The sequence below is a fragment of the Rhizobium sp. H4 genome, from assembly GCF_003013335.1.
Classification (GTDB): domain Bacteria; phylum Pseudomonadota; class Alphaproteobacteria; order Rhizobiales; family Rhizobiaceae; genus Rhizobium; species Rhizobium sophoriradicis.
Genome location: NZ_PSOW01000002.1, coordinates 146,911 through 171,207 on the forward strand (window position 1 = coordinate 146,911; position 24,297 = coordinate 171,207).

Annotated in this window: 27 protein-coding genes, 1 tRNA gene and 2 pseudogenes; 10 read left to right on the plus strand and 20 right to left on the minus strand. The window is 57.8% G+C overall.

Features of this window, described 5'->3' with window-relative positions; all coding sequences use genetic code 11:
• Nucleotides 1-48 precede the first annotated feature (48 nt).
• Both C4N04_RS03415 and C4N04_RS03420 read right to left on the minus strand, forming a co-directional pair.
• A complete protein-coding gene (locus tag C4N04_RS03415) occupies nucleotides 49-1,347 on the minus strand; it encodes a PotD/PotF family extracellular solute-binding protein (protein WP_039621094.1) in 1,299 nt (432 codons plus the stop codon).
• A 45-nt stretch (nucleotides 1,348-1,392) separates the two neighbouring features.
• Entirely contained in the window at nucleotides 1,393-2,481 is a 1,089-nt protein-coding gene (locus C4N04_RS03420) for an ABC transporter ATP-binding protein (protein WP_106795426.1), read from the minus strand.
• Between the two features lie 269 nt (nucleotides 2,482-2,750).
• Between C4N04_RS03420 and C4N04_RS03425 the strand changes: the two genes are divergently transcribed.
• A complete protein-coding gene (locus tag C4N04_RS03425) occupies nucleotides 2,751-3,461 on the plus strand; it encodes a GntR family transcriptional regulator (protein WP_106795427.1) in 711 nt (236 codons plus the stop codon).
• 42 nt (nucleotides 3,462-3,503) lie between these two features.
• Here C4N04_RS03425 and C4N04_RS03430 read toward each other — a convergent pair whose 3' ends face one another.
• Together C4N04_RS03430 and C4N04_RS03435 are read right to left on the minus strand one after the other, a co-directional pair.
• Nucleotides 3,504-3,917, minus strand: a complete 414-nt coding sequence (locus tag C4N04_RS03430) for a DUF4174 domain-containing protein (protein ID WP_039621101.1) — start codon at nucleotides 3,915-3,917, stop codon at nucleotides 3,504-3,506.
• Between the two features lie 315 nt (nucleotides 3,918-4,232).
• On the minus strand, nucleotides 4,233-4,616 hold the full coding sequence (locus C4N04_RS03435; protein ID WP_038690240.1) for a hypothetical protein: 384 nt from the start codon (nucleotides 4,614-4,616) through the stop codon (nucleotides 4,233-4,235).
• Nucleotides 4,617-4,966: 350 nt separating this feature from the next.
• Between C4N04_RS03435 and C4N04_RS03440 the strand changes: the two genes are divergently transcribed.
• From C4N04_RS03440 to C4N04_RS03450, 3 genes and pseudogenes are all read left to right on the plus strand, one after another.
• Complete coding sequence (locus C4N04_RS03440) at nucleotides 4,967-5,173, plus strand: hypothetical protein (RefSeq protein ID WP_009994593.1); 207 nt, start codon at nucleotides 4,967-4,969, stop codon at nucleotides 5,171-5,173.
• A 25-nt stretch (nucleotides 5,174-5,198) separates the two neighbouring features.
• Nucleotides 5,199-5,438 (plus strand): DUF2934 domain-containing protein, encoded by a 240-nt coding sequence (locus C4N04_RS03445; RefSeq protein ID WP_009994595.1) that lies wholly within the window; start codon nucleotides 5,199-5,201, stop codon nucleotides 5,436-5,438.
• A 254-nt stretch (nucleotides 5,439-5,692) separates the two neighbouring features.
• Nucleotides 5,693-5,990, plus strand: a pseudogene (locus C4N04_RS03450) (GIY-YIG nuclease family protein).
• Nucleotides 5,991-6,410: 420 nt separating this feature from the next.
• Here C4N04_RS03450 and C4N04_RS03455 read toward each other — a convergent pair.
• A complete protein-coding gene (locus C4N04_RS03455) occupies nucleotides 6,411-6,605 on the minus strand; it encodes a hypothetical protein (protein ID WP_106795428.1) in 195 nt (64 codons plus the stop codon).
• Nucleotides 6,606-6,727: 122 nt separating this feature from the next.
• Between C4N04_RS03455 and C4N04_RS03460 the strand changes: the two genes are divergently transcribed.
• The 3 genes from C4N04_RS03460 to C4N04_RS03470 all read left to right on the plus strand — a co-directional run bounded on the left by C4N04_RS03460 (nucleotide 6,728) and on the right by C4N04_RS03470 (nucleotide 8,630).
• The gene (locus C4N04_RS03460) at nucleotides 6,728-7,453 is read left to right on the plus strand and encodes a LuxR family transcriptional regulator (RefSeq protein ID WP_077991959.1); all 726 of its coding nucleotides are present in this window, start codon (nucleotides 6,728-6,730) and stop codon (nucleotides 7,451-7,453) included.
• 323 nt (nucleotides 7,454-7,776) lie between these two features.
• A complete protein-coding gene (locus C4N04_RS03465; protein WP_038690244.1) occupies nucleotides 7,777-8,442 on the plus strand; it encodes an acyl-homoserine-lactone synthase in 666 nt (221 codons plus the stop codon).
• The gene (locus tag C4N04_RS03470; protein WP_009986038.1) at nucleotides 8,439-8,630 is read left to right on the plus strand and encodes a hypothetical protein; all 192 of its coding nucleotides are present in this window, start codon (nucleotides 8,439-8,441) and stop codon (nucleotides 8,628-8,630) included. Before C4N04_RS03465 ends, C4N04_RS03470 begins: the two co-directional genes overlap by 4 nt.
• A 95-nt stretch (nucleotides 8,631-8,725) precedes the next feature.
• On the opposite strand, the gene C4N04_RS03475 is transcribed toward C4N04_RS03470, so the two are convergent.
• Nucleotides 8,726-9,094, minus strand: coding sequence for a response regulator (locus C4N04_RS03475; protein WP_038690248.1), 369 nt, complete (start codon nucleotides 9,092-9,094; stop codon nucleotides 8,726-8,728).
• A gap of 219 nt (nucleotides 9,095-9,313) precedes the next feature.
• Here C4N04_RS03475 and C4N04_RS03480 point away from each other — a divergent pair.
• Nucleotides 9,314-9,389 (plus strand) — tRNA-Ile (locus tag C4N04_RS03480).
• A gap of 149 nt (nucleotides 9,390-9,538) precedes the next feature.
• Here C4N04_RS03480 and C4N04_RS32570 read toward each other — a convergent pair.
• The 3 genes and pseudogenes from C4N04_RS32570 to C4N04_RS03495 all read right to left on the minus strand — a co-directional run.
• Nucleotides 9,539-10,399 (minus strand): annotated as a pseudogene (locus C4N04_RS32570) (tyrosine-type recombinase/integrase); the annotation flags it as partial.
• Nucleotides 10,400-10,539: 140 nt separating this feature from the next.
• Complete coding sequence (locus C4N04_RS03490; protein ID WP_245425522.1) at nucleotides 10,540-10,725, minus strand: hypothetical protein; 186 nt, start codon at nucleotides 10,723-10,725, stop codon at nucleotides 10,540-10,542.
• Nucleotides 10,726-10,792: 67 nt separating this feature from the next.
• A complete protein-coding gene (locus tag C4N04_RS03495; RefSeq protein WP_106795430.1) occupies nucleotides 10,793-11,014 on the minus strand; it encodes a hypothetical protein in 222 nt (73 codons plus the stop codon).
• A gap of 209 nt (nucleotides 11,015-11,223) precedes the next feature.
• Here C4N04_RS03495 and C4N04_RS03500 point away from each other — a divergent pair, with 209 nt between their 5' ends.
• Complete coding sequence (locus tag C4N04_RS03500) at nucleotides 11,224-11,724, plus strand: hypothetical protein (RefSeq protein ID WP_106795431.1); 501 nt, start codon at nucleotides 11,224-11,226, stop codon at nucleotides 11,722-11,724.
• 219 nt (nucleotides 11,725-11,943) lie between these two features.
• Here the strand turns inward: C4N04_RS03500 and C4N04_RS03505 are convergent, their stop codons facing one another.
• The 3 genes from C4N04_RS03505 to ligD form a co-directional block, all read right to left on the minus strand.
• Nucleotides 11,944-12,909 (minus strand): DUF2971 domain-containing protein, encoded by a 966-nt coding sequence (locus C4N04_RS03505; RefSeq protein ID WP_106795432.1) that lies wholly within the window; start codon nucleotides 12,907-12,909, stop codon nucleotides 11,944-11,946.
• A gap of 143 nt (nucleotides 12,910-13,052) precedes the next feature.
• Nucleotides 13,053-14,105 (minus strand): GTP pyrophosphokinase, encoded by a 1,053-nt coding sequence (locus C4N04_RS03510; protein ID WP_106795433.1) that lies wholly within the window; start codon nucleotides 14,103-14,105, stop codon nucleotides 13,053-13,055.
• A gap of 112 nt (nucleotides 14,106-14,217) precedes the next feature.
• Nucleotides 14,218-15,261, minus strand: coding sequence for a non-homologous end-joining DNA ligase (gene ligD, locus C4N04_RS03515; protein WP_106795434.1), 1,044 nt, complete (start codon nucleotides 15,259-15,261; stop codon nucleotides 14,218-14,220).
• Between the two features lie 494 nt (nucleotides 15,262-15,755).
• On the opposite strand from ligD, the gene C4N04_RS03520 reads away from it, so the two are divergent.
• Complete coding sequence (locus tag C4N04_RS03520) at nucleotides 15,756-16,082, plus strand: hypothetical protein (protein ID WP_106795435.1); 327 nt, start codon at nucleotides 15,756-15,758, stop codon at nucleotides 16,080-16,082.
• Nucleotides 16,083-16,148: 66 nt separating this feature from the next.
• On the opposite strand, the gene C4N04_RS03525 is transcribed toward C4N04_RS03520, so the two are convergent.
• The 8 genes from C4N04_RS03525 to C4N04_RS03565 all read right to left on the minus strand — a co-directional run bounded on the left by C4N04_RS03525 (nucleotide 16,149) and on the right by C4N04_RS03565 (nucleotide 24,200).
• Nucleotides 16,149-16,343 (minus strand): hypothetical protein, encoded by a 195-nt coding sequence (locus C4N04_RS03525; protein ID WP_158775529.1) that lies wholly within the window; start codon nucleotides 16,341-16,343, stop codon nucleotides 16,149-16,151.
• Nucleotides 16,344-16,393: 50 nt separating this feature from the next.
• Nucleotides 16,394-18,376 carry a head maturation protease, ClpP-related gene (locus C4N04_RS03530; RefSeq protein ID WP_106795437.1) on the minus strand — a complete coding sequence of 661 codons (1,983 nt, stop codon included), beginning with the start codon at nucleotides 18,374-18,376 and terminating at the stop codon, nucleotides 16,394-16,396.
• 56 nt (nucleotides 18,377-18,432) lie between these two features.
• On the minus strand, nucleotides 18,433-18,867 hold the full coding sequence (locus tag C4N04_RS03535; protein WP_106795438.1) for a hypothetical protein: 435 nt from the start codon (nucleotides 18,865-18,867) through the stop codon (nucleotides 18,433-18,435).
• On the minus strand, nucleotides 18,852-19,154 hold the full coding sequence (locus C4N04_RS03540) for a hypothetical protein (RefSeq protein ID WP_106795439.1): 303 nt from the start codon (nucleotides 19,152-19,154) through the stop codon (nucleotides 18,852-18,854). Before C4N04_RS03540 ends, C4N04_RS03535 begins: the two co-directional genes overlap by 16 nt.
• 150 nt (nucleotides 19,155-19,304) lie before the next feature.
• The gene (locus C4N04_RS03545; protein ID WP_106795440.1) at nucleotides 19,305-20,129 is read right to left on the minus strand and encodes a helix-turn-helix domain-containing protein; all 825 of its coding nucleotides are present in this window, start codon (nucleotides 20,127-20,129) and stop codon (nucleotides 19,305-19,307) included.
• 494 nt (nucleotides 20,130-20,623) lie between these two features.
• A complete protein-coding gene (mauJ, locus tag C4N04_RS03550; protein ID WP_106795441.1) occupies nucleotides 20,624-21,637 on the minus strand; it encodes a methylamine utilization protein MauJ in 1,014 nt (337 codons plus the stop codon).
• Nucleotides 21,638-22,286: 649 nt separating this feature from the next.
• On the minus strand, nucleotides 22,287-23,492 hold the full coding sequence (locus C4N04_RS03560; protein WP_106795443.1) for a trypsin-like peptidase domain-containing protein: 1,206 nt from the start codon (nucleotides 23,490-23,492) through the stop codon (nucleotides 22,287-22,289).
• 327 nt (nucleotides 23,493-23,819) lie between these two features.
• Nucleotides 23,820-24,200: a hypothetical protein gene (locus C4N04_RS03565; protein WP_106795444.1), complete on the minus strand. Its 381-nt coding sequence runs from the start codon at nucleotides 24,198-24,200 to the stop codon at nucleotides 23,820-23,822.
• Between the last annotated feature and the right edge of the window lie 97 nt (nucleotides 24,201-24,297).

Here is a 24,297-nt window from a genome sequence, read left to right on the forward strand (position 1 = left end):
TCCCTCCCCCTTGTGGGGAGGGTTGGGGAGGGGAAAACGGCAATCGCCTTACGCCGCGATGAACTCGTTCCAGCGGCGGACCATGTAGCGGTCTTCGTCCATGACGGAGTTCCAGCAGGCGACCGCGCCCATGCGGGCTTCGAAGGCGCCGCCGTCGCGGACGGCTCCGGCCTTTTCCATGACCTTGCCCTCGGGTGAGAGGATGTCGCCCTGCGCCGGCTTGCCTTCGATCCAGTAACCCCATTCGTCTGCGGTCATGAAGTTCTTGGCGGTCTCCATGCAGGCGGAATAATAGCCCTGGCGGTTGAGGTAGCCGCCGACCCAGCCCGACGTGTACCAGTTGATATATTCATAGGCGGCGTCGAGCTCGGCGCCCTTGAGGTGCGAGGCAAGGCCGAGGCCGCCGCCCCAGGCGCGGTAGCCTTCCTTCAGCGGCTGATACTTGCAGGCGATGCCCTTGGAGCGGACGGCGGCGACAGCCGGCGACCACATGGACTGGATGACGACTTCTCCCGAAGCCATTAGGTTGACCGACTCGTCGAAGCTCTTCCAGAAGGCGCGGAACTGGCCGTCGCCCTTGGCCTTGATCAGGAATTCGATCGTCTTGTCGATCTCTTCCTTGGTCATGTTGCCCTTGTCGGCATATTTAATGTTGCCCATGGCTTCCATGATCATCGCCGCGTCCATGATGCCGATCGACGGGATGTTGAGGATCGAGGTCTTGCCCTTGAACTTCGGGTCCATGATATCGGCCCAGCTGGTGATGTCGCGGCCGACGAGATCCGGGCGGATACCGAGCGTATCGGCGTTGTAGATTGTCGGAACCATCGTCATCCACTGCGTGGGTTCCTTGGCGAACTTCTTGGCGCCCTGCGCCTCGACGAAGCCGACCGTGTGCGGCGCCGTGCCCTGGGCAATGACGCTGTCCGGCTTCATCTTGCCGTTGATGAAGAGCGGCACGATCTTGTCGTAATATTTGAGCTTCTTGACGTCCATCGGCTGCAGCACGCCTGTCGGGAATACCTTCTTGGCGATCCAGTATTCAATGTCGGCGATGTCGTAGCTGTCGGGCTGGGTGACGGCGCGCTGGGCGGCGGCGTCGGAATCGGTTGCCGTCATCTCCAGCGTGATGCCAAGATCGGCTTTGCACTTCTCGGCGATGGCATTGATGTTCGAAACACCGGTGCCGAACTGGCGAAGCGTGATATTCGTCTTCGCCCAGATGGTGGGAAAGCCGGTGATGGCGCCGGAGCCGGCGATGGCGCCGACGGCGGCAGCGCCCGTCTTCAGGAGCGTGCGGCGGGACAGGCCCTTCGCAGCCTTCGTCGGTGTGGTTTCAGTCGTCATGTCAGTTCCCCTTTTTGTTGATGCGGAAGGTTGGTTGATGTTGGTTCATGCGGAAGAGCGGCCGAGAAGCACGGCATCATCAAGTTCCCAGCTGAGCGCGACAGTCTCGCCGACGGCGACCGGCCGGGCAAAATAGTTGCTGTCGTCTGATATGACCGTGAAGTCGTCGCTGCCGGCGCCGATAACGGTGACCTTCACGGAGGCGCCGCGATATTCGACGTTGGAGACGATGCCGTTGAAGCCGAGCGTCCACTCGGTCGCCACCTGCAGGCGCACGCGGTCGGTGCGGATGCCGATATCGACCGGTTCCCCGACCGCCCTGCTCGCCCCGCGCACGGTAAAACTCTGCCCCTCCGGCACGGTGATGACGAGCACGCCGTTGTCGCTCGATGTCACCCGGCCGCTGAGCACGTTGTGATCGCCCATGAAGCGGGCGACGAAGGCGGTCGCCGGCTTCTCGAAAACCTCGCGTGGGGCGGCCGCCTGCTCGATCCGGCCGTCATTCATGATGACCATGATATCGGCGAGCGCCATCGCCTCTTCCTGGCTATGGGTGACGTGCACGAAGGTGATGCCGAGCGACTTCTGCAGTTTCTTCAGTTCGGCCCGCATGCGGATCTTCAGGAACGGATCGAGCGCTGACAGCGGCTCGTCGAGCAGCAGCGCCTCCGGATCGGTGATCAGTGCACGCGCCAGCGCCACACGCTGCTGCTGGCCGCCGGAAAGCTGGGCCGGACGCCTGGAGGCATAGGACTCCATCTGCATCAGCTTCAGCATGTCGAGGGCCTTGGCACGCCGTTCTGCCTTATCAACACCCTTCATCTTCAGGCTGAAGGCGACATTGTCGATCAGGTCGAGATGCGGGAACAGCGCGTAGGACTGGAACATCATCGCCGTGCCGCGCCGGGCCGGCGGAAAATCGGTGACAACAGTATTGCCGAGCCGGATATCGCCGGAGGAAATGCTCTCATGGCCGGCGATCATGCGCAGCGTCGAGGTCTTGCCGCAGCCCGACGGACCGAGGAAGCAGCAATAAGAGCCGGCCGGAATTTTAAGGCTGATCCCATGGACGGCGGTTGTCGCCCCATAGACCTTCGAAACGGATATTATATCGATCTCTGCCGCTTTCGACATCATGCCTTCCCCTGTTCGGAGAAGGTGATGCATCTGCCGTGCCAACCCGTTTTCAGCAGGACAAGCTATTGTAAATACATACCTTTGACAAAAACGAGCCCGCAAGAGCAAATTATGAGCATGGCATCGTCTGCACATGATTTAGGCTATTGTCCGCAATTTACGCAAATAATCGTATGCAATTTAGCTACCGCTTTGGCTACAAATACCGTTTAACTTTTGCCGCGAAGCCGGATATGGTTTGCCCGTCATCAGGGAACCAGAATTTCATGAAATCCGTCGTCAAGGCTCAACAGGCCGAAGACTCCGCCGAAACCGGCGCGCAGCAGATCCGCGACGCCATTCGCGAGGCGATCGTCGAGCGCAGGCTTTCCCCCGGCACCAAACTTTCCGAAAGCGATGTCGGCAATCTCTTCAACGTCAGCCGCACGCTCGCCCGCGCTGCGCTGCAGGCGCTCTCCTATGAAGGCCTCGTCAGCGTCGAGAAGAACCGCGGCGCATTCGTCGCCTATCCTTCGCCGGATGAAGCCCGCCAGATCTTTGCCGCCCGCCGCCTTGTGGAGCCCGGCATATTGCGTGAGGCGGCGGCGCGCATCACGCCCGCCGACATCCAGCAGCTGAGACATCTTCTGCTGGAGGAAGGCCGGCTGATGAGCGAGCGCGGCCAGACGGCGCGCCGCGCCGAGATCAAGGCGTCGGGCGATTTCCATTTGATGCTGGCGGAAATCTCCGGCAATGCGATCATGCAGCGCTTCATGGAGGAACTCGTCGCCCGCTCGTCGCTGGTGATTGCGCTTTACGGCCAGTCGACGGCCTCAAGCTGCGGCCATTCCGAACACGGCGACATCATCGCGGCGATCGAAAACGACGATCTCGACCGCGCCTGCCAGCTGATGCTGCATCACATCGCCCATATCGAGGCCGATCTCGACCTGCGCGAGCGCAAAAGCCTCGGCCTCAAGGAGGCCTTCGAACTCTGACGGAAGCGCCCCGCCGCTGCATTCAGCCACGCCGCGCGGCAGTTACCAGGGCGTCGTCTTCGGCAGGCTCTCCAGGGCTTCGAAAATCTCCTCAACCGTGCGCGGTTCGCTGGAGCGCAGCTTCACCGTTCCGTCGCGCCCGATCAGGATCAGTCCGAACTCGCCGGACGGCGGCCCCTGCAGCCGCTCTCTCACATCGTCGGCATCAAGCTCCCATGCATCGTCGAACAGCGAGAAGGCGCCGCCGCCGGCGATGATGAACACTTCGACGTCTTCCTCGATGAGACGCATATGGGCATTGCGCAACCACTCGTCTTGGATCACCGCGCGATCGTCCTGCGCATCGGCGAAGATGATCAGCACCCGCTTGTTGTCGCGAAACTGTTCGAGCGATTGCGGAAGTTCCGGCTCACGCCGCGGTGTGCCGATGATTTCTTGAACGATGGATTTCAGCATGATGGCATTCCTCGCCCGTCATCTTGCTACGGGCTGTGTCTGTCGCATTCCAGCGCCGGCGCACAAAGGCGCAGAGAATGCTGGAACGCGCTGAATGACTGAATAATTCCCAACCCTGTGCGAATTGGGATCACGGAAATAAACGGCTGGGAATAAGGGAGGTTCCGCCGAAACAGAAGAGGATCGCAGTCCTAAAGCGTGTCGCGATCTTTCAGATTCGCGTGCCACGCTTTAGGTCCTCGATTCCAGCATGTCCTAATCGCAAAACCGTCGCACAGTTTGCGCGGGCATGCTTGAGCTGCGATCCTTTTCCTGTCAGTCGCGGCTTTGGTCTTCGGCCGCATGCGCCGAAACGGCGACGAGATCCGCCGTGCCGTTGGCGAGAAGACGTTTGCGCACCAGCACGCGCATCACGCGTGCCGCCGTCGAGAAGGTCATCTGGTCGAGCGGACCTTCGCCTTCCCACGGCTTGGTCAGACGTTCGGTGACGGCGCCGACGATATTCATCGGCACGATGTCGGTGCATTCGCGCATGGCTTCGAAAACGAAGCTGATCGGGATGACCCGTCCTTCGTGGGTCACGATCGGTTCGGTCAATTCACTGTCCCATTCCTCGAAGGCGTAAAGTGCTTCGCGAAACAGCTGCTGGAGGGTAAACGGCGCGTGGCCGTTATGAAGTGGCGGCAGGGCATTCATCATGTCTGTCTCCTCTTGAGGGATTGAAGCCAAAGTCCTCCTGGATCGGTCGGCATCGACGCGGGGAACGCAGCTTTTTGCCCCTCGCAGACCGATTAACACGATTGATTCTATAGAGTAACACGCCACGGATAAAGCCCATTTCTCCGCCGAAACGGAAGCCATTTGCTTAAAGGCATGAAATTATTGCATGTTCTAGGCGAAATTTTCTCGCCATGCAGCCTTCCTGGAATTCCATGCCAGTTGCCCCGCATCGGTGTAAACGGCCGAAAAAACGGTGAAAAATCACGGAACTTTTGCGGCTGTAATCTGTTTTGTTCTCACTTTGCAAAAAGCAGATGGGGTTACCACCAATGACGCAAATCCGTGAACCGGAGCGGCGGACCAGGGTTCTGCGCGGCCGCCCGTATAGTCTTGACGAATTCGCCGCCAAATATGGCCTGCGCAACGAGCAGGCCGAAAGCCTGTTCACCCGTTTCGGACCCTCCTCGATCGAACTCGATTTGCTGATGGCAGCCAAGCGCCGCGCGCCTGTTCAGCCTGACAGAATTGCCGAATAACGCCTTTCACCAACGGATAGGATCGATGAGCGACAGACGCCAAGAATGGATCAGCAAGCGGGCCTACGCGATCTGGGAACAACAGGGCCGCCCGGACGGCCGGGACGACGAACATTGGCGCCAGGCGGTTGCCGAGCGCGACGCGCTGGAACGCACGCAGGCATCGGTGGATGGCCGCGAGGTGCTGGTGAAATTCCGCCCGAAGCCGCCGCGGCCGGAACTGCCGAGCCAGGAATGGATCAATCCGTCGACGAAGGTCGGTTGAGCCGGCCATACGATTTAATAATCAGCCCAGCCACACGGCACCACGACCAGCGCGTGGCTGGGCGCTTCAACCCACATTTATTGCCGGAGCAGACGCCGGAGCCGACTCTCGCCCTTTGAGGCCCCTGCGGGGCACCTCAGGATGAGGTCGGCCACCCGCAGCCCGAAAACGTAGTCTCGAAGGACGGGGCGGTGGCTGGCCGACCCAGCGCTGCCCGATTGCTGCCCAATCACCCCCCATGCTAGCCTGCCGTCATGGAAGTCACCGTGTACATCCTCCGCTGCAGCGACGGCTCATACTATACCGGCCTCACCAAGCAGGAGATCGAGGCGCGTGTCTGGGAGCACAATACCGGAAGCTATGACGGCTACACTGCCAAGCGCCTCCCCGCCGAACTCGTCTTTTACCGAAACCTATGACCGCATCATCGACGCCATCGCCCGCGAGCGGCAGATCAAGGACTGGTCGCGCCGCAAGAAGGAGGCGTTGATTGCCCTGGACTACGAGGCCTTGCCGGAACTGTCGAAACGCAGACCGGTCAGGGCTGAGTGAGCGGGTGGCCCGGGGTGGCCGACCCTCGTCCTTCGAGGCCCCTGCGGGGCACCTCAGGATCAGGGCGGAGGGAGGGACGGCGCAGGAGCAATGCTTTCCAGGCTGACCCATGGAAATTTCGTCCTTTAGCCAGGAAGTGTCAGCAATGGCACAGTGCAGCCGCTTGCGGGAACGCCGACTGTTCCCGCTCGAAACGTTTCGTCAAGCATATTGGCACAAAGACAGGGGATAAGGGCGATCCCCCTCCGCGCCAGCGACATTGCCGCTCGACACCCTCTTTGCAAAATCGGAAACGGGAGGCATGAACCCTGCTCATGGGCGGAGCGCGGGTTTCATCTCGCCGGGGGGGCCGGTTTCGATGTGCAACCGATGCTGTTGATATCGGGGAAAAGACTGAAATCGGCAGCCGGGGCAGACCTGTCAGAAAGCCTTGTGTTCCTGGCAAAGCGCCCGATGGACCTCGGTCCAGAACAGCGCCAGCGGGCTGTCGCCGTTGCGTTCGGCAACCAGGGCGCGGATCAACGCTTCGGACCCTGCCATGTCCTGCCAGCTGGATTTCAGGCCTTTGGCGGCCTGTTGGCATTCGGCAATCTCGAACGGTCTGCTGCTGTCCATATGAGGCCTCCTCATGAAGGCGCTAACAGTTGGTGCCCGAATTGTCATTCCCCGCATATGTGGGGATGCCTTGTATTTTAGATGGTCCTCACGGTAGGATTGAGGGAATTGGGACAATGGAAATGATCGAGAATACCTATAGCGACAAGTTCGAACCCGCCTTCGAACAGATCAAGGCTGCGCCCCATGTGGATGCCGCCATCCGTATTCTCCAGGCAGGATATGGCCTCGATTTCGTCACCTATCATCTCGCCCAGACGATCGCGAGCAAGATCGATTCCCCCTTCGTGCGCACCACCTATCCCGATGCCTGGGTCTCCCGCTACCTCCTGAACAGCTATGTGAAGGTCGATCCGATCGTCAAGCAGGGCTTCGAACGCCAGCTGCCCTTCGACTGGAGCGAAGTCGAGCCGACGCCGGAGGCTTATGCCATGCTGGTCGATGCCCAGAAGCACGGCATCGGCGGCAACGGCTATTCCATTCCCGTTGCCGACAAGGCGCAGCGGCGTGCGCTGCTGTCGATGAACGCCCGCATCCCGGCCGACGATTGGGCCGAACTTGTGCGGCGCTGCCGCAACGAATGGATCGAGATCGCCCATCTGATCCACCGCAAGGCCGTCTATGAGCTGCACGGCGAGAACGATCCGGTGCCGGCCCTGTCGCCGCGCGAGATCGAGTGCCTGCACTGGACCGCACTCGGCAAGGATTACAAGGATATCTCGGTAATATTGGGCATTTCAGAGCATACCACCCGCGATTATCTGAAGACTGCCCGCTTCAAGCTCGGCTGCGCCACGATTTCGGCGGCCGCCTCGCGGGCGGTGCAGCTGCGCATCATCAATCCCTAATGCATGTCGCTCGGAAGTGTGCAGCGGTTCCGGGATAACGACATGCATAAAAACAAAGGGTTAAAGCGCGTCGTGTGAATCAAATTTGACGCCGACGCGCTTCAGAGAATTTCCGTTTTCTTCGATCCACCCACCTGTTTTCGCAAGCTAGGTTCAAGACGTTGAAGCGTTGCCGCGCTTCAGCGCCTTGCTGTGCGGCATAATCCCCATCCTCATACTTTTGGGCTAATCCCCCCATCTGGGGGGGCCTATCTGTGGGAATTTCCGATGCGGCCCGTCTAAACCATTCTGCTCTCCACGGACTGCAAACGCTGGAGGGCAAAATGTTCGTTATCATTCAGGCACATGAGTATCAGAAATACGCTGCCGTACTCGACCAGATGTTCCGCCTGCGCAAGAAGGTGTTCGCCGACACGCTCGGCTGGGACGTTCCCGTCATCGGCCCTTACGAACGCGACAGCTATGACGCGCTCGCCCCGGCCTATCTCGTCTGGTGCAACGACAGCCGCACCCGTCTTTATGGCGGCATGCGCCTGATGCCGACGACCGGCCCGACCCTTCTCTACGACGTCTTCCGCGAGACGTTTCCCGCTGCCGCCGATCTCGTCGCCCCCGGCATCTGGGAGGGCACGCGCATGTGCATCGATGAAGAGGCGATCGCCGGGGACTTCCCGAATATCGATGCCGGCCGCGCCTTCTCGATGATGCTGCTCGCACTGTGCGAATGCGCGCTCGACCACGGCATCCATACGATGATTTCCAACTACGAACCCTATCTCAAGCGCGTCTACAAACGCGCAGGCGCCGAAGTGGAAGAACTCGGCCGCGCAGACGGCTACGGCAAGTACCCCGTCTGCTGCGGCGCCTTCGAAGTGTCGGATCGCGTGCTGCGCAAGATGCGCGCCGCCCTCGGCCTGACCCTACCCCTTTATGTCAGACATGTTCCGGCCCGATCGGTCGTGACGCAATTCCTGGAGATGGCAGCATGAACCGCCTCGCTGAAACCGCAATACAGAAAGATATCAGCGCCCTGGAGCGCCACGTGCTCGCATCCCGCGACATCGCCACGCAGATAGGAGATCCCTTCCTCTCTTACCTGCTCTCGATGGCGCTGTTTACGATCTACGAGAAGAAGGCCCAACACGAGAACGAGGCGCTGAAGAGCAGCTTCAGCTGAGGGTGCGGTTCCCTCCGCCCCGCCTGAAGAGGAGCATGGCTCCCGGCGCCTCGCGCGCAGCCGCAAAACCTGTCCCCGTTTTGCGGCTGCGCGAATCACCTCATCAGGGAATCGATCGTCGAGATCAGCGCATCGTGCATATAGGGTTTCGGCAGGAAGGCCGTATTGGCGGGCAGCGCCATCGGATCGAGCCGCACCATGCCCGAGGTGATGATGATGCCGATATTCGGCCGCATCGCCCTCACCCGCTTGGCAAGCTGGATGCCGTCCATCGACCCGGCCATGTTGACGTCTGTGAACAGGATATCGACATCCTGCCGGCCCTTCAGCACCACCATCGCCTCATCGGCATTCGCCGCCTCCAGCGCCACGTGACCGACATCCTCCAGCACATCGAGGATGTTGAACCGGATCAGCGGCTCATCCTCCACGATGAGCACCACGGCACTGTTCGAAGCCACCATCTGCAAACGCCCTTTTCATGCGGAATATGATTCGAATAAGTGTATTCCGCGCCGCAAGGTTCCAGTGCTTTTGCCCGTGAATTATGCATCATCCACAGATGTTGCCCTGCCCGCTTGTGGCTCCCTGCAATTTGGGCTAGAGCGAACCGATGCTGCGGGAACCATTGCCCCGGCATCGCGGTGCCGACCTTCGGCACCGCGGCGCTCACCACGGCGTCAGGGCCTGTAGCTCAATGGTTAGAGCCGGCGGCTCATAACCGCTTGGTTGGGGGTTCGAGTCCCTCCGGGCCCACCATTCTTGTTCTTCGACGTTGATTTTCCATGTTTTTCTCCGCGATTTGTCTCACGCTCCTTTTCCGGGCGTGAAAATGAGACACTTTCGGGTTTCCGGTAATCAGCTAGACGAGCAAAAGCATTGCTCGCCATCCTTCGTTTTTGAGCCTTACGGATGTAGGTCTCGGCGGTTTCCAGCTTCGACCAACCGAAAACAGCGCACATCTCTGGAGCGCTGGCGCCGCTCTCCGCGAAAATGACAGCGGCCGCTTTCCGCAGCCCGTGGGAGGAGCACTGCGGCAGACCTGCAGTGTCACACCATTCGCGCATGCGGTTTCCTAATCCGTTGACGGTGAAAGGGCGGCCGTACTCCGTCACCAGGTAGGTGAAGTCACCAGTTTTGGTTTGCCTCAAAGCATCGATTAAATCCGTCGTCATCGGCACTTCGATGACCGTGGGCTTCCGATTCCGATTTTTTCGGGCGGTGAATCGAAGCTGGCCGCCGCTTTCGTGCTGCCGTCCAATATATGCTGCGTCCGATATCCGGGCGCCGACGTTGATCATGATTTCCAAAGCAAGGCGCGCGGTCGTGCCTATAGGATGGTGTGCGCGATACTTGTCGATCTCATCCAACGTCCACGTGTGAAAGCCTTCGGATGCAGCATTCAGTTTCTTTATTCCTACCGCCGGGTTGGCGGCAATCAGCGGCGGCTGCTGCTTCATCGCCCAATTGAAGAGAGCCCTGAGAACCTTCACCAGCTTATCGGCCGCCCCTGGCGTTGCCTTCCGCTTGAGTTGGCTGTTGGCGACATCCTGTTGCCGAAATTTCTTATACGGCAGCGGCCCGGCCGTTGCGCAGAAGCGAGATAGCACGCTGCGCTTATCGCTCTGTGTCATCAATTCTAAGCGCTTGAACTCATTGGACCGATAATACTGATCGACAAGCCAGTCGAAGGTATCCTCGCGCGGCACCTCTTTTTTCGGGGGGGCGGCACCATCCAGCGCTGCGAGCGCCGCCCAATAGGCCTTCATAAACGCTTCAGCAATGTTACCCCTGCCGTCGTCAAACTTTTCAAAGATACGGACCTTTTTCTGGCCTTTCTTGCGCACGTAATAGCGGGGGTTGCCACGTGGATCGGGATCATAAACGCAATATCGGAGCCGGGTCTTGATCACGCGATCACTCCATTAAAGGGATTGTTATCGTCTTGGGAGTTGGCGGCACCGCTCTCGACCAAGTCTTGCCATGCTGCGCGCAGTTGTTCCGCATCATACAGCACTACACCGTTGATTTTTATGCCTTTGGGCATCAAACCTTGAGCCACCCAACCGTCGAACAATGATGACGAGATGCCCAATGAGGCAGCCGCCTCCTGTCGCCGAAGAGCGAAGCAAGGAATCGGCCTACGATCTGCGCTCGCCACGTCAGTGCCTCCGGTCTATCTTGATGATGGTCATCGGCCTACCGTGCAGCCGGCTCGCGTGCTTGGACGCCAACGCGAGCGCCGTTTCGACTGGGATTCCGAGGCGAGCGCAGAGATCGCCTAACCCGATTTCGCGGCCTTGCGCGATTTCTTCCGAGAGCGCGGTGCACTGCTCGAAGATCTCCTTGTCGCCTAATAGGGAAAAATATTCCTTCTCCACCATGACACACGACCTTTCGGCGTTCGATGCTGAACGGCTCAACGCTCTGAAAGTCCGGTGGTGTTCCGCCGGGGTCTTCAAGACGTGTTTGACATGATTGGATACCGAGCCTAACTTGTCAACATAGTTATCATGTTTTTGTGCGCGCTAGTTGACATTGCTATGTCAACGACTATCAACATAGGCCTTGTGTCAAAGCATCGGAGATTTGCATGGCGAAGAAGCCAGAGGATCAGCAGAGGCGAGTTTACGTACTACCGAAAGATCTCGTTGAAAGGATCGCGCAGTATCAGCAATTGGGAGGCTTCGGGTCGGAAGTCGAGGCTGTCAGGTCCTTGCTTACCGAGGCCCTTACCAAAATTGACAGTACTGCGATGCTGCTGGACAGAGTACGTGAGAAGTTTAAGACGCTTCCCAACGCGTCCATGGTGGCAAAAGAAATCCTGGCGGGGCATCCACTGGTGACCAAAATCCAATTCATGGGAGATGAGGTCGAGTTCTGGCTGCATGGTCGTCAGAATTTGATCACCATCCGCAATGGCGAAGATGGCACGCCTGAAACATCTGCATCTCACGACCCCAACAGGGTCGGCCATTTCAAATTGGATTACATGGGGCAAGTACTCGTGGAGGAGGAGACGGGCTGGGCAGTCTTAGGTCCATCAATCCTCACTCAGCGTGACGCGGAGCGTCAGGTCCGTGGGAAGGCGTGACAATCAAGCGCCGGAAGAAGCAACCGAAGGGCTGGTGCTATCGAAACACAAGACGGCAGTGGCTTAACAGGCGGATCTGATGGGCTACGAATTCGGCCTCCCGGTCTATGGCGACGGTTCGGAGATGAAGCGGCGCCAGACGCTGCTCGAAGCAATCAAGTTCCAATGGGAACAATGAAAAATGCCCCGGCAGTCGGGGCTCCGTTCTTCATGTTGGCGTTAGGTGCGCAAAGGAATCGGGGAATATCTGATGCTTTGATAGGCGTCCTTCTTGCCGGCCCGATCGAGCTCGTCCGCTAATGCCATGCCTATTACGTTTTGATATTGGGAAGGTCCGATTAAGACCTTTTCGACTAAGTCGGCAACCGAAAGGCCTTCGACGCTCCCATCAAGAGGCAGTTTCAAAATACGCTGAGGAATCCCGCCCAAAGACTCGCTGGTCATCTTCAATATCTTCAGTTCGTCGAGGCCCAGTGTGTGGAAGATCCGCCACTCCCTTTCTTCCTTGAACCCGGGATGTTTCGAGCAATGAGCGATCGTTCGGAGTAGAAGAAAATAGTGCCCGATCAAAGCCTCTCGCGGTACCGTAGAAAGGAAAACGGCTTGCGCCCTTATTCCTTGAGCAAGCTGCATCAGCGAGTTTTCGAGACCCTGGTCAGACAAATAAGTGACGGGGCTGCTGTAGACGCCCAGCTCATCGTCAGTGCGCGCGAAAATAGAGGTGTTAATTACGATCCCAACGCCCGCCTGACCAGATGAATAATTTCGCCACATCGAGAGCCGACCGTCTTCATTCTCATCAAGGAGATGCTCTGAAAGACACGTGACGTAGGTCTCATGCTGGATTAAGGGCGACCAGTGTTGAAACCGCGAAAACGCTTCATCAGCAAGCCCTGGGTGAATGGCATTAAGCGCCTTCTTAACCTCGTTCATGCCAGTTTCGATCGCGGTGTCTACAGGCGGCTGGAGCGACTTTCCAATGAGATTGAAACCGTGGTTCACTTCCATATAATCGTTCATGACCCGCACGTTGCGGAGCCAAATTTCCCGATTTTTTATGATCTTCAGAGCTGTATCAGCTGAACAGTAGTGGATTAGCTTTTTCTGCCCTTTGACGAGTTCCGTTCGTTTATGCACATCATCGGATGAGAATAATCCGTACAAAGCAAAATCCAAATTATCCATTTTAAATTGTCTCCGGAGGGTTCTTCTTCGATAGCACCGGCCGCTTTAAAACACCACGCTCACTTCAATTCATAAACAGCCAGGTTGCCTCCCGCTCTCGCAGTCCGGGCGAATTTTCCGGTTTGTTCTACCCAGCCGATTCGTTATGGGGAGCGGTCGTCATCGTCAGGCACATAGACGTCGGCGAGACCCACATGTCGCATTAAGTCGTCAATTTGCTCATTGGTTAGGTATTTGACATAAAGCTGAAAGTCTTCGTTGCCCAACCCCCAGTTGACGGAGACTTTCCGCATGAATTTTTTTGGATCAGAGATGATCATCCAGTCGCGAACGGCGCCAAGCACGGTGATTTTGCTGTCTGGAATGTTTTCTGCATAGTCAGCAGGGATTATATTTTTAAGCTCATCAAGTGTGGATATATCGAACTGCTTCAGCTCCCGAAGCAACTCATCAATGTGATCTCTGTTTTCGAGTTCCTGAAAGGTAAGTCCCTCTAGCTTCGCCCATTGTCGAACAAATTCCTCAATGCTTAATGCATTAATTTCAATCTCCAACTCTCCGCCAGCCGCAGACTTTGAGACTGAAGCAACGTAATTGTCTATCTCCCTCGAAAGATCACTGAAACCGGCATCTGCGGTCTCCATCAGGCCAGCAAGTAGGTTGAGCTTTCGCTCCAACCGATTCGGGAGCTTTCCGGAGAACTTATAATTCCGATCGTGCGCCAACTCTGCCCAGGCATGCTGCAGAACCGTTCTGACCTGAAACTCGAACTTCAGACCACCGAGCGCCTTGTGTTCTTGTAGTTTGACCCTGTCCATGCCCAGGTCGCAGACGTAGTGCACAGACCGGTAACCGACCTCGTTCACTGCCAGCAGGTCATCTCTATTTGAGCTGTTAACATAATCGACATTGAAACTTGCTTCAATCAGTTCACTAACGGCTTGAACATCGTAGTCGAAATAAACAACTATTCGCACGCCGCTGATGTCGGTGAGTTGCTCGACGGGATTCCTGTACCCCTTTCGATTGACCTTCTCGATGCATTTCTCTGGGCTTTTTGTCCGACCAACCACCGGGAGATGAGGAATATTGGCGTTCTTGAGAAGCTGGGTCATAATCAACTCAACTGACTGTGTGAGGCTGACATACTTCGGATGATGCCTTGCGATCCACTCGCTGAATTTGTTATCTGCCATGTGTTCGCCTATCGCGGTCAAATGCGGCTGACACTGAACACAGCGGACAACCCCGGTCAAGCAGCCGGATCTTCTGAAATCCGGAGTATTCGCATGCCGGAAGTGCTAGCAATCACAAAAGTTCTAGAATTGCCGCATCATCCGCCGTGTCCCGTAGGCCTTTATAGGATGCATGCCGGAGCTTCCCGTCATGTGTCCAGGCTCGATATTCGATCTCTGCAATCAGCTTCGGCTTGATCCAGATCAGGTTCTTGCGCCCCCCGAAATATTTGACCGCCGGCTTGGTCGCCTTGATCTTGTCCATCGCTGCGCGAAGCTTCATCGCCTCGTCTGCCTTGAAGCCCGTTCCGACGGATCCGACGTAAACCAGCTCGTCACCTTTTCGAGCAGCCAGCAGGAGCGCGCCGATATTCCCGAACGCCGCGCTGGAGCGCTGATAGCCGACGATCACGAAGCCGTCGCTCTGAATGCATTTGATCTTCAGCCACTCGCCGCCCCGGCCGCTGCGATAAGTGCTATTGCGGTCCTTGGCGATGATACCCTCGAGCCCGTGCTCGCAAGCAATGCGCAGCAGGGTTTCGCCATCCGCTTCGATTTCCTCGGACAGCCGGATGGCTTCTTCGCCGCCCGCGGGCACCAACCCCTCGAGGAGATGGCGCCGCGCGGTGAATTCTGTCTCCATCAGATCATGGCCATCGAAATAGAGAAGGTCGAACGCCATCATGACCGCTTCCCGGGATGACCTATTCCCGCCGCGGCCGCCGAGCGACTGTTGGAGCCGACCGAAATCCGACCGGCCCTGCTCGTCGAACACGACGGCCTCGCCATCCAATATCGCTGTGGAGACCGGAAGGCGCTTTGCAGCCGCCAGGATCGCGGGGAAGCGGCCCGTCCAGTCGTGCCCGCCGCGCGTCAGAATGCGCACGCCCGACCGTTCGATATGGACGGCAAGGCGATAGCCGTCCCATTTCACCTCGAAAGCCCATTGCCGACCTTTGGGCGGGCGCGGCTTCAAAAGCGCCAGGCATGGCTCTATGCGGTCCGGCATAGGATCGAGAGGAAGATTGGGCTGCGCCGGATCTCTTGGCTTGCGCGGCCGGGATCGAACCGGCTTATCCGTGGTAAGCAGAGGCTTTGAAGGTGGAGGCTTTGCCATCCGATGATTACATCAAGGAATGCTTAAAAAGAAAACCGCCCTGCTTTGAGGGCGAACCAGAGCTTCAGCTTGATTGGCTGTCCAAGGCATCATTTTAGGTGTAGAATTGTGCCCTTCAGCCTCTCTAGGAACCAAGCTTCACACCCTCTGAGCCTCCCATGAGAAACGGTTTGATCTCCATTCTTGCAGGACTGATGGCTTTTGGGCCTGCCGTAGCGCAGTACCGGTGCAATGACGCAGGCGATTGTGTTTTTTGGGGTGAAGATAGCGGGCGCGAGAGAACTAGAGAGCGCGAGGACCCTGGACTGTCGGACAGCCGCCCTCAAACTCGAGTGAGACCTGCCCCTCCTCCAACCTTCCCCCTTCCACCTCGCGCTCCTGTTCCGCCCAGGACAGAAGCAAACCCGTTCCCCCCACAGTTGAGCCGCGCGGATGCGCTGCGACGAGATCGAAGGTTAATTGAGCGCGCCGAAAGAGCGGTCTACAGGCGGAAGGTGTTCATTGAAGTTTTGAAGGACATTTTCTCGGGAGGGGGGCACCCCGCAGAAATTGCTACTAGGAAGCTGCCAGATGACATAAGGGATTTAATGGGCACGATCGGCGTGTGCGATCGGTGTGCCGAGATCACGGAAGCTGACGCCCGCTACTGGAGACTACAATTATCGAGAGAAATCCAGCAACTCGAAAAAGAGATTGATTTGTTCAGTCCCCGTGTAGACGATGGAGGCCCCTATTACGGAAATCGCGGCCTGTTTTTCCACCGTACCATACAGGAAATTTTAAAACAGGGGCGCAAGGAAAGGGCGGAGCGCCGCCCCTGAGCCGGCGGCGGTTGGTGCTGGTGCACGAATGTTCCCGCCCGCCAAATAGCCTTGGCCGCCATCGTTTTAATTGACCGAGTCGATTCGAATGATCGTCATCGGCCGGCCATGAATGCGGGATGCCTCCTCGGCTCCCAAGGCAAGAGCCGTTTCCAGCTTGATACCTAAGCGGGCGCAAAGTTCGTCAATCGATATGATTTTGCCCTGCGCCCGCTCCTCGGCGATTTTTGCACCTTCGGCCATGATCTCGTCGTCGGTCAAATGCGAGTGATGTTCCGACATTTTCGGTCCTCTCGATTGATCCGGGCGTTTTATTCGCCCTCATTGAGATAGGCGCCACGCCAGCCGGTAATGCCGCAGCCGAAATCCAAGATCGCCCGGAATTCGGTTCCGAGCGTGTTCCAGCCTTCGCGCGTTTCTAGTTTCGGCTGCTGAACGCCGTTAAGGTAGGCAATCTCAAGGATCGGCGCCTGGTCGGGAGTCGCGAAGAGCCGCCAGGCGGCATCCTCAAGGCGAGGCTCGACCAGCAGCGTGAGTTTCCCGGAGAAGGGGTTCACCTCTTCGGTGGCCGAGGGCGTGATCGCGGCGATAATTTGCTCGCCCGTCGTTTCGTTATCAGAGCCGACGATCAGGAACTGCGGCTTCAGCGAAAGCGGCGTCTCGTTGTCGAGCCCCTTCTGATCGCGCAGCGCCTTGCGGCCAGCGCTGACGCTGCTGATCGTCAGGGCGGATGGCGTAACCGCTTTGTTTCCACGTGCATTTGCGAAGAGCGTGACGCCGTCATCGAGCAGCGGCCCGAGGCCGTTGTTGTCGAGCAGAAGGTCGGCAATCAAATCCGCCTCCGTTTGCGCGGCGGCTTGGCCGAACGCTCGTAGCGTATCGGAGAAGGCGTCTAGATCATCATTGATCAGGGCTTCCCGCGAGATGCCGAACATTTTCGCATATGTCTTGACGCGGTAGGTTTCTTTCGCCTCCGAACGCGAGCCGTAGGTGATTTCGGCGCCTTCAAGCACCTCTTCGAGCCTCGGCATTTCCGACATGCGGCCGATGGTCATGGCCTTGAAATTGGCGGCGTTGCGGACCCGCGCCAATTGCTTTAGCGGCGTCTCGGCGGCGCGATAGGCATCGAGCATGAAGCGGTTCGCCGCATTGCCCGTGACAAAAGGAAAGTCCGACGTGCTGTGTGTCGACCCGCTGCTCATGATCTGCGTCGCAAGCCGATCGCGATTTCGCGAAATGACCCGCTCGCCGCGCGCCTCCAGCAGAGCCGCCCCCATGTCGAGCAGGCTGCGGCCCTCCCATTGCGAGGCGCGGCCCTGAGCAGGCTTGCCGGCAATCCGGGCATAAAGCGCATCCTCGATATCGCGGGCGACCATCATCGAGCCGTAGCTGTCGTCAAAATGACATGGTGAAACCCGACCGCCGCCCGGCTCTTTGTTGGCGAGCGCGTTGATAATCATCTTCTGCGCCTTGCCGAAATCACCTTTCGCGTCGAGCACGATTTCGTTTGCCTCCACTAGCGTCATCTTCGCAGAGGTGCAGAGCTGGTAGATGCGGCTGTTGACGTCCTGCATCTTGGCGGCCGCCTGGTCGTCGACCGCATCCACGTTCGGTTCGGTCATGGTTACTTCCTTTCGTTTGTGCGGAGCGGACGCAACCGCCACCATGGGAAGACCCATAGCCTTCCGCTCTCCTGCCAGCCTCTTCAGGCGATCCGGCGCTTTCGCGTAGCTGCTATAGTCAAACGCCGCATCGGCCGTCGGCGCGGTCGGTGCCTGTTCGGAAACCGAGGTGGCGAAGCCATTGGCCAGCGCCTCCTGCGGCGCCATCCAGGTTTCATCCTTCATCATCTGCCGGATTTCCTTTTCGGAGAGGCCCGTGCGCTCGGCATAGACCTGCGCAAACACGCCCGTCATCGTGTCGAGAACGCCGGCGGTGCGCCGGTGATCATCGGCCGGGCCGAGGGTCATTCCGGACGGCTCATGGATCATCAACAGCGTGCCGAGAGACATTTCGATTTCGTCGCCGGCCATGGCGATCAACGAAGCCGCCGAGGCGGCGATCGCGTCAATCTTCACGATCACCCGGCCGTCGTGGCGCTTCAGAGCGTTGTGGATCGCCGAGCCCTCCATGGCGATGCCACCACCGGAGTTGAGACGCACGACGATGTCGCCGGAAAGTTCGGCCAAAGCCTCGACCACCTGTGAGCTGGTGAAGCCGCTTTCATCCCAGAAATCGGTGAAGCCAACCGGCCCGTAAAGCATCAGCTCGCCGTCTACGATCAGTTTTGACATGCCTGCCTCAATTAGGTTTCGTCCAGGATTGTCCGAAAGCGTGGCCACGAAAAGCCCTATCTCGTGGCCAAAATTTTTCTGATCCGCCGGGCCGCAACCGCATAATCGACGCGGGTGAGGATGAGCCAGAGAGCCGCACGCAGGTCGCCGGCTTTGTAGGGACACTCTTGCTTCTGCCGATCGATGCACCAGGCCGAGGTCGCATAGCGTCGCAGCGCTACCGCCAGCGCGTCGGCCTGCTGCGTCGGCTTCATGCCGGGAAAGAACGTCTCGGCGGCTTCCCGAATGGCGCTGTCGCGCGCGGCAAACACCGATGCCCCGCGCCAGCGGCGCTTTCCGCGTGCCACTTTGAGATCGAGCGCTGCGGCGACATCATCTGTTTCGCCCGAAAGGAACCGGTTTAGGCGGGCAGCGATGTTGCGCGCCCAGCGCTCCGGTAGCCGGTCGAGGTGCTCCGCGAGGTTGATGAAGTCGTCTATCGGCGTTGCCATGTCAGGACCGATCTTGCCTGTTGAACCTTGGCCTTGTTTTCGACGCGCTCGGCCATCAGCGCCTGCCGCCAGGCCCACGCGACCGCGAGCCTAATCCGCCACAGCCGGCCCATGCCGCCTCGCTTGATCGCCGGCAGACCGATCTTGAGATATCGCTGCATGGTCGGCAGGGAAACGCCCAAAGCGAGGGCCGTGTCGCCCAGTCCGAGGATGGCATCAGCCCGGTCGTCAGGTAGCGGGAAACGTTCGATCAGGTGTTCAATTTCAGCTTCTGTCAGCTCTTTCATGGTTTTGCTCCAAAGAACAACAAGGGGCACCATTATGAGAACATGCAGTACCTGCGGCGCGAAAATAGTCGCCCGGCTTGCGCTGCCGCCCTCCCCGCTTTCAGCCGACGCTCCGGAAGGACCCGCGCCACCCCGAGGCAGCGATACAATTCAAGATAGTCTGGCGCCCGACCGCATCCAAAGCGCCTCATGGATGACGCGAATGCCAGCGCCTCGCTGATGCCGCTCGGCAGCCGTCACCGCATTGATAGCTTCCTGGGTCAGCCGTTCAATTGCATCGGCTTCTAGCTCCGGGCCAAGCGCATGCAGGTCTGCATACCAGCGCCGTTCTGCTGCGGCGTCCGCTGCCTGGCTGTGCGATATCTGGTGGCGCTGTAGCGGCCGACATGGTTTCAAGCGATCGATATGCCAGCCCGATCCATTCCGATGCCCATCACCGCGCTTCGGCCGACTGACTGTGCTCTGCTCATCCGCCCTTTGCGGCCATGCATTCGAAACGTTTCCACGAGCGCCGTCCGTTGCTAAAAAGGGTTCATTCAAAGGGTTAGCTCTATGGGTTTGTCGGGCATTTTTGTCCGGTTCAACCGGACCTTCTTGCCCTGTTGAACTGGACATTTCTGCCCGGCTATCGCGGTCGACATCGCGCCGTGTTCGCGACCGCATGCGTAGCTCCCAGTCGTCCACGATCTCTTGAAATTTCACCCAGCACGGAAGGTAGCTTGCGCGGTGCGACTTCCCGCCATGGCTTGCCTTCTTAAACAGGCCGCGCTCGCACAGCCTCGTCGTCGCCCGGCGGACACTCTTTTCGTCGACCCCAAGCAATGCTGACAGGCGCTCAATGCTCGGATCGCACTGCCCCGTTTTTTTGTTGAAGTGATCAACAATCGCCCCAGCCACGCGTCGATCATTGGCGGACAGATCCGGTGCGACAGCGAACGCCTTATAGGCGAAAAGAAAGTTGTTTGCGGAAGACATCGCCACGGGCGCTCACCTCCCACAATTCAAGGCATGAGATCGTTTCAGCGCCTCGATTGCTTCGAGGGCGGTTAGATCAAAGCGGATACACACGAGAGGAATTGACATCCGCTTCACGACCGATGCTTGAGCGGCGATCCACCGGCTGGCATCGTCGATGACGTGTCGCTGCGTCATATCGCGAGAGGAATTTAGTGAGACACTGTCAAATGGGAGACATTGTTTTTCCTTGGTAACTGGAAATGTCTCAGCTCCGGTGAAGCACTTGATTTTATTGAATGGACGCAGGCCCTCCGGGCCCACCATTTTTCAAAGACTTAGCTGATTTTTAGCCCCCTGGGCTCTGTGCGGGGCTACAATATGGGCTACAAAAGCCGGTGTAGCCGGACGCGACAAACCGGAGTTTTGACACCAGATTCCGGAATTTTTTACATCTCTTGAAGCATGCTTGAGGGTGGCTTAGGCGCCCGTCACCTGTCGATGGGGGCGGGGACCTAGTCTCCACCAATCTCATCTGATTTCGATTGTCCCTCAGCTAGATTTTCGTAATTGCTGACGATTGCATCATAAGCTTCTTTGGTAGCCTGAAGATCGATATTCAAGGGAATGAAGGCATCGCACCTCCCGAGCAATTTTCGCTGATCCCAGTCCCACACTTCCAGGACACCGTTGAGGAGATAGTCTCGAACAAATCGCATGACGCTCGCGCAGCTTCTGAACGCCCCCTCCGATCCGTCGTCGGCCACCCTCAGCCCATCTTTCACATCTATCTGTAATCGCTCCTCCGCGAAATTCAGCCTGAGCTTAATTCCCGTCAGGTTGTCATCAGAAGTGCACATGACATCCGCACAGCCATCCGCAATCGCTACTATCTCAGAACGAAGGTTGGTTAAGGCCGCGAACCCTTCGCTGCGAGCCAACGCCACTGTAAGCCTGGGAAGTGGCGACCAAAGATCCCGGTTCGGCGAGGCTCCTGCCTTTATAGTCGCCACCATGTCTTCGCCGAATAATTCGTGAAAACCCTTAAGTTCGTAAAGGTGCTCTTCCCAAATCGTTTGGCTGCTCTTCACGCCGAAATGGTGTTCGATGGCGTATTCCGCCAATGCCTGAGCGACAGGCAAATCTTGTCGCATCCGCCGCATATCAGCCGGATCCTCAGGGTTTGCAGTGGTGCCGAAGGCGTGGGCCACGGCGCAGCGGTTGGACCCGTAAAGATACTTGCCTGGCGTCTCGTTTAAGTTCTGGAGGGACGAAATGCGATTTCGCGCTCGCCGATTATCCTTGATCTTAGGAATCGTATCGTCGATCCAAGCAATTTGATCTGGACCTTTATCCTTAAAGATGTTGAGAATCTTGAAGAAGCTCAAGCACGCGTAGGCAGGGTTATTCAGGCCTAGCCCCTCCCGATAGAGGCCAAGCGCCAGACGGGCCTTAGCGTCTGCAGGATCTGGCACGTAAGGGTGAAGAAAGTCACGGGCGACAACATATGGCCCGTTGAACCCGCCCATAGATCGCGGCAAATTTCCTCCGCTCCACTGTTCGATCTCGATAGACTGCCCATGTGCCCAGGCCAGCGAGCTGAGAAAATGGCTTATCAGCAGTTGCCCCGCGTCCCGATCTTCACCAGGCTGTAAACAGACAGCGGCCAGCGGGATACATTATCCCGGCTGATCCTCCAGCATCAGCCCAAGGTACGAGGAAGATTGTGCGCTCCCGGAACCACACTTCCGTCATTACAATCGGCCAAGCCATCTGGGAGCGAACACAGGCCACTACCCAATCGCCTCTCATAGCAAGTTGGCCGACATATAGGTCCTGCAGCTTCGGGATGGCGACTTTTTCGACCATTGCTTTGCCCTGTAAATTCGTAATCGGAGCATTCCTCAGCGTCGTTCAAAGCGTACTAGTTCATCGCTGATCGTATTGACGAGTGCGGATCGTCGCTGAATTTAGCAATTAAGACGCTATACGTTCCCCCAGGAACAAACGGTGAGGGGATACTAAAAATTCCCCAACGTTTACAAGTGCAGGTCCTCCGGGCCCACCATTTTCTTGTTTAAAGGGACTTGAATAGTGATTCGCCTCGGCCTGTAGTCAATTTGGCGGCAGTTTCATCATCGCCTGGCGAGCGAGTTTGCTCGGGGAAGGCCTTCACTCTCACTTAATCCCTAACTCCACGCCTTTGGTCGCCTTAGGCCGACCGATCGTGTCCTTGAGCCAGCACTCTGACTTTTTGGGAACATAGGAAAACGCCTTGCAAGCGTTGTCGCCGATACAGGCGGTGAAACACTGCAAGTAGTTGCTGCCTCTTAAGCGCTTGTAGTCACCACCGGGAAGATCGATGCCCGAATAGCTCGCAAAATCAGACACGATCACATCGGCTGCTTTTGACGATGCATAGGCGGCAACCGCGTCCGAATTCCGTATCAAAGCGACAACATTGTCCTTCAGGAAGCAAACGCTGTGCTTCGTGTTGTAGGTAATCGCCTTACACTGGCTGTCGCCTTCGCAAATCTCGCGGCACCCGGAATAAGTGACATCCTTAACAGCTCGGTAGTCGAAGCCGATCGCGTCGTAGCCGCGAGCATCAATAAGTGAAGCGGCGGGCTGTGCAGGCAGATTAGTAGTGGTGCCCGGCGCCTGGGTCGACATCTGTTCCTGCTCCTCGCCGTAGCAGAGAATTTGGAACACCGAGGGTGTGATTTTGTCCGCCAGGTCAGCTGTCGAGACAGTCTGCTGGTCTCCCGCCCTGTCGCCGGATTGCCCCGCGATGCTCTGAGACTGCAGGAAAAGCTCGGCAACGGAAGCGCGGATTGCGAAGTTCACGTTCTGCGCTGTGATGCCGATCTCGTCCGCGATGCCTTTCGCCAGCGTCGCGCTGGTAATGCCAACAAGAAAACCATCGCGGTCAACAACCGGGCCGCCCGAATTTCCGGGCTGGATTGGTGTCGAAATCTGGATATACCGGGTGTCGTTTCGAAGTCCCGCAAGCGCATTGACGTTGCCTGTGGTGACCTTGACCGAATCCGACAGCAACGTCGCCAGCGGGAAGCCTATGGCCAGGATGTCCTCGCCGAGACGCGTTGACGCGTGCCGGAAGACCAGCGGCTTTAACGGCTCCGCAGAGTTGATCTTGACCAAAGCCAGATCGTTCGTCGCATCGATGCGGAGATCGGTGGCGTCGCCCCTGCCTTTCACCTCGACGCGCTTGCAAGCCTGGACGACGTGCGCGTTCGTCAGGAGCCATCCATCAGCGGTTACAACAAACCCAGTTCCCGATGATGTAGGACTTTCCGCACGGGATGTTGAAGCCAGAACAGCGAAAAAGAAAGCGCTCCAAAAAACGCGAAACAAGGTTGCCATCTAAATATCCCCAGCTAACTGGAGAATAAAACTTCTGGCGGTTGCTTTTCAACCGCCTCTTGTGGTCAGGATTAATGGAGTTGCAGTTAGACAATTTCCACTTCCTTTCGGCACTCAAGGATGGCCACGGCGGTGCAGATGAATTGGTTGTCACTCCCAGAAGTTTCACTTGCGCGGCGGGAGTGGCCCAATACGGCGCTTAGCTAAGCCGCCGCACGACCTCTCTGACCGGCGCTGCCGGACGGTGTGCAGGCCGAAATGACCGTGGGCGATAGGACTCAGGCAGACCAAATCGGGCGACCGCGCCAACTCAGCGCTCGCGACCACCTATTTCGAACCTTGCATCGAAGGTTTGAGCTTGATCGCCATGCTGATCTGGCCACGGACAGAAATGAAACCGTCGCGGTTGTTACCGCGTTGCATGTCGACGTTGTTGGTGATCCCGGTGATTTTGCAATCCTCCGCGATTGTCTCCACGACGACTGAGCAGTTCCTCGACGCAATATCGTATAGCGCCTTCTGGGCTTTTTGGACCTGCTCGTCCACCGGAGCGCTCTGATCAAAGGGCAGCGACAGCGCGATGCTCGACTGAACCGTGATATATCCCTCGGGTATCGCCCCATTTCGTGGGAGTGCGGTTTGGGCAAAAGCGCCGGTTACGGCGAAGGTAAAGGCGGTAGCGACAGCACAAAAACGGGTAGCGATCATCAAATCCTCCAGGATCCACTACGCATCGCATGAGGCGATTAACTCTGGCTGATACATTTACCTAAAATTGCACTCGTCGTTACCAATCACCTGAAAC

Excerpts from the sequence above, each read along its gene's own strand:
- C4N04_RS03510 (WP_106795433.1), bottom strand. The coding sequence starts at position 14,105 with ATGGCAGATAACAAATTCAGCGAGTGGATCGCAAGGCATCATCCGAAG.
- C4N04_RS03565 (WP_106795444.1), bottom strand. The coding sequence starts at position 24,200 with ATGATCGCTACCCGTTTTTGTGCTGTCGCTACCGCCTTTACCTTCGCC.
- C4N04_RS03415 (WP_039621094.1), bottom strand. The coding sequence starts at position 1,347 with ATGACGACTGAAACCACACCGACGAAGGCTGCGAAGGGCCTGTCCCGC.
- C4N04_RS03545 (WP_106795440.1), bottom strand. The coding sequence starts at position 20,129 with ATGTCTTCCGCAAACAACTTTCTTTTCGCCTATAAGGCGTTCGCTGTC.
- C4N04_RS03445 (WP_009994595.1), top strand. The coding sequence starts at position 5,199 with ATGAGCGACAGACGCCAAGAATGGATCAGCAAGCGGGCCTACGCGATC.
- C4N04_RS03435 (WP_038690240.1), bottom strand. The coding sequence starts at position 4,616 with ATGATGAATGCCCTGCCGCCACTTCATAACGGCCACGCGCCGTTTACC.
- C4N04_RS03500 (WP_106795431.1), top strand. The coding sequence starts at position 11,224 with ATGGCGAAGAAGCCAGAGGATCAGCAGAGGCGAGTTTACGTACTACCG.
- C4N04_RS03425 (WP_106795427.1), top strand. The coding sequence starts at position 2,751 with ATGAAATCCGTCGTCAAGGCTCAACAGGCCGAAGACTCCGCCGAAACC.
- C4N04_RS03475 (WP_038690248.1), bottom strand. The coding sequence starts at position 9,094 with ATGGTGGCTTCGAACAGTGCCGTGGTGCTCATCGTGGAGGATGAGCCG.
- C4N04_RS03430 (WP_039621101.1), bottom strand. The coding sequence starts at position 3,917 with ATGCTGAAATCCATCGTTCAAGAAATCATCGGCACACCGCGGCGTGAG.
- C4N04_RS03455 (WP_106795428.1), bottom strand. The coding sequence starts at position 6,605 with ATGGACAGCAGCAGACCGTTCGAGATTGCCGAATGCCAACAGGCCGCC.
- C4N04_RS03420 (WP_106795426.1), bottom strand. The coding sequence starts at position 2,481 with ATGTCGAAAGCGGCAGAGATCGATATAATATCCGTTTCGAAGGTCTAT.
- C4N04_RS03495 (WP_106795430.1), bottom strand. The coding sequence starts at position 11,014 with ATGGTGGAGAAGGAATATTTTTCCCTATTAGGCGACAAGGAGATCTTC.
- C4N04_RS03535 (WP_106795438.1), bottom strand. The coding sequence starts at position 18,867 with ATGGCAACGCCGATAGACGACTTCATCAACCTCGCGGAGCACCTCGAC.
- mauJ (WP_106795441.1), bottom strand. The coding sequence starts at position 21,637 with ATGGGCGGGTTCAACGGGCCATATGTTGTCGCCCGTGACTTTCTTCAC.
- C4N04_RS03470 (WP_009986038.1), top strand. The coding sequence starts at position 8,439 with ATGAACCGCCTCGCTGAAACCGCAATACAGAAAGATATCAGCGCCCTG.
- C4N04_RS03540 (WP_106795439.1), bottom strand. The coding sequence starts at position 19,154 with ATGAAAGAGCTGACAGAAGCTGAAATTGAACACCTGATCGAACGTTTC.
- C4N04_RS03440 (WP_009994593.1), top strand. The coding sequence starts at position 4,967 with ATGACGCAAATCCGTGAACCGGAGCGGCGGACCAGGGTTCTGCGCGGC.
- C4N04_RS03465 (WP_038690244.1), top strand. The coding sequence starts at position 7,777 with ATGTTCGTTATCATTCAGGCACATGAGTATCAGAAATACGCTGCCGTA.
- C4N04_RS03505 (WP_106795432.1), bottom strand. The coding sequence starts at position 12,909 with ATGGATAATTTGGATTTTGCTTTGTACGGATTATTCTCATCCGATGAT.
- C4N04_RS03460 (WP_077991959.1), top strand. The coding sequence starts at position 6,728 with ATGATCGAGAATACCTATAGCGACAAGTTCGAACCCGCCTTCGAACAG.
- C4N04_RS03560 (WP_106795443.1), bottom strand. The coding sequence starts at position 23,492 with ATGGCAACCTTGTTTCGCGTTTTTTGGAGCGCTTTCTTTTTCGCTGTT.
- C4N04_RS03530 (WP_106795437.1), bottom strand. The coding sequence starts at position 18,376 with ATGTCAAAACTGATCGTAGACGGCGAGCTGATGCTTTACGGGCCGGTT.
- ligD (WP_106795434.1), bottom strand. The coding sequence starts at position 15,261 with ATGGCAAAGCCTCCACCTTCAAAGCCTCTGCTTACCACGGATAAGCCG.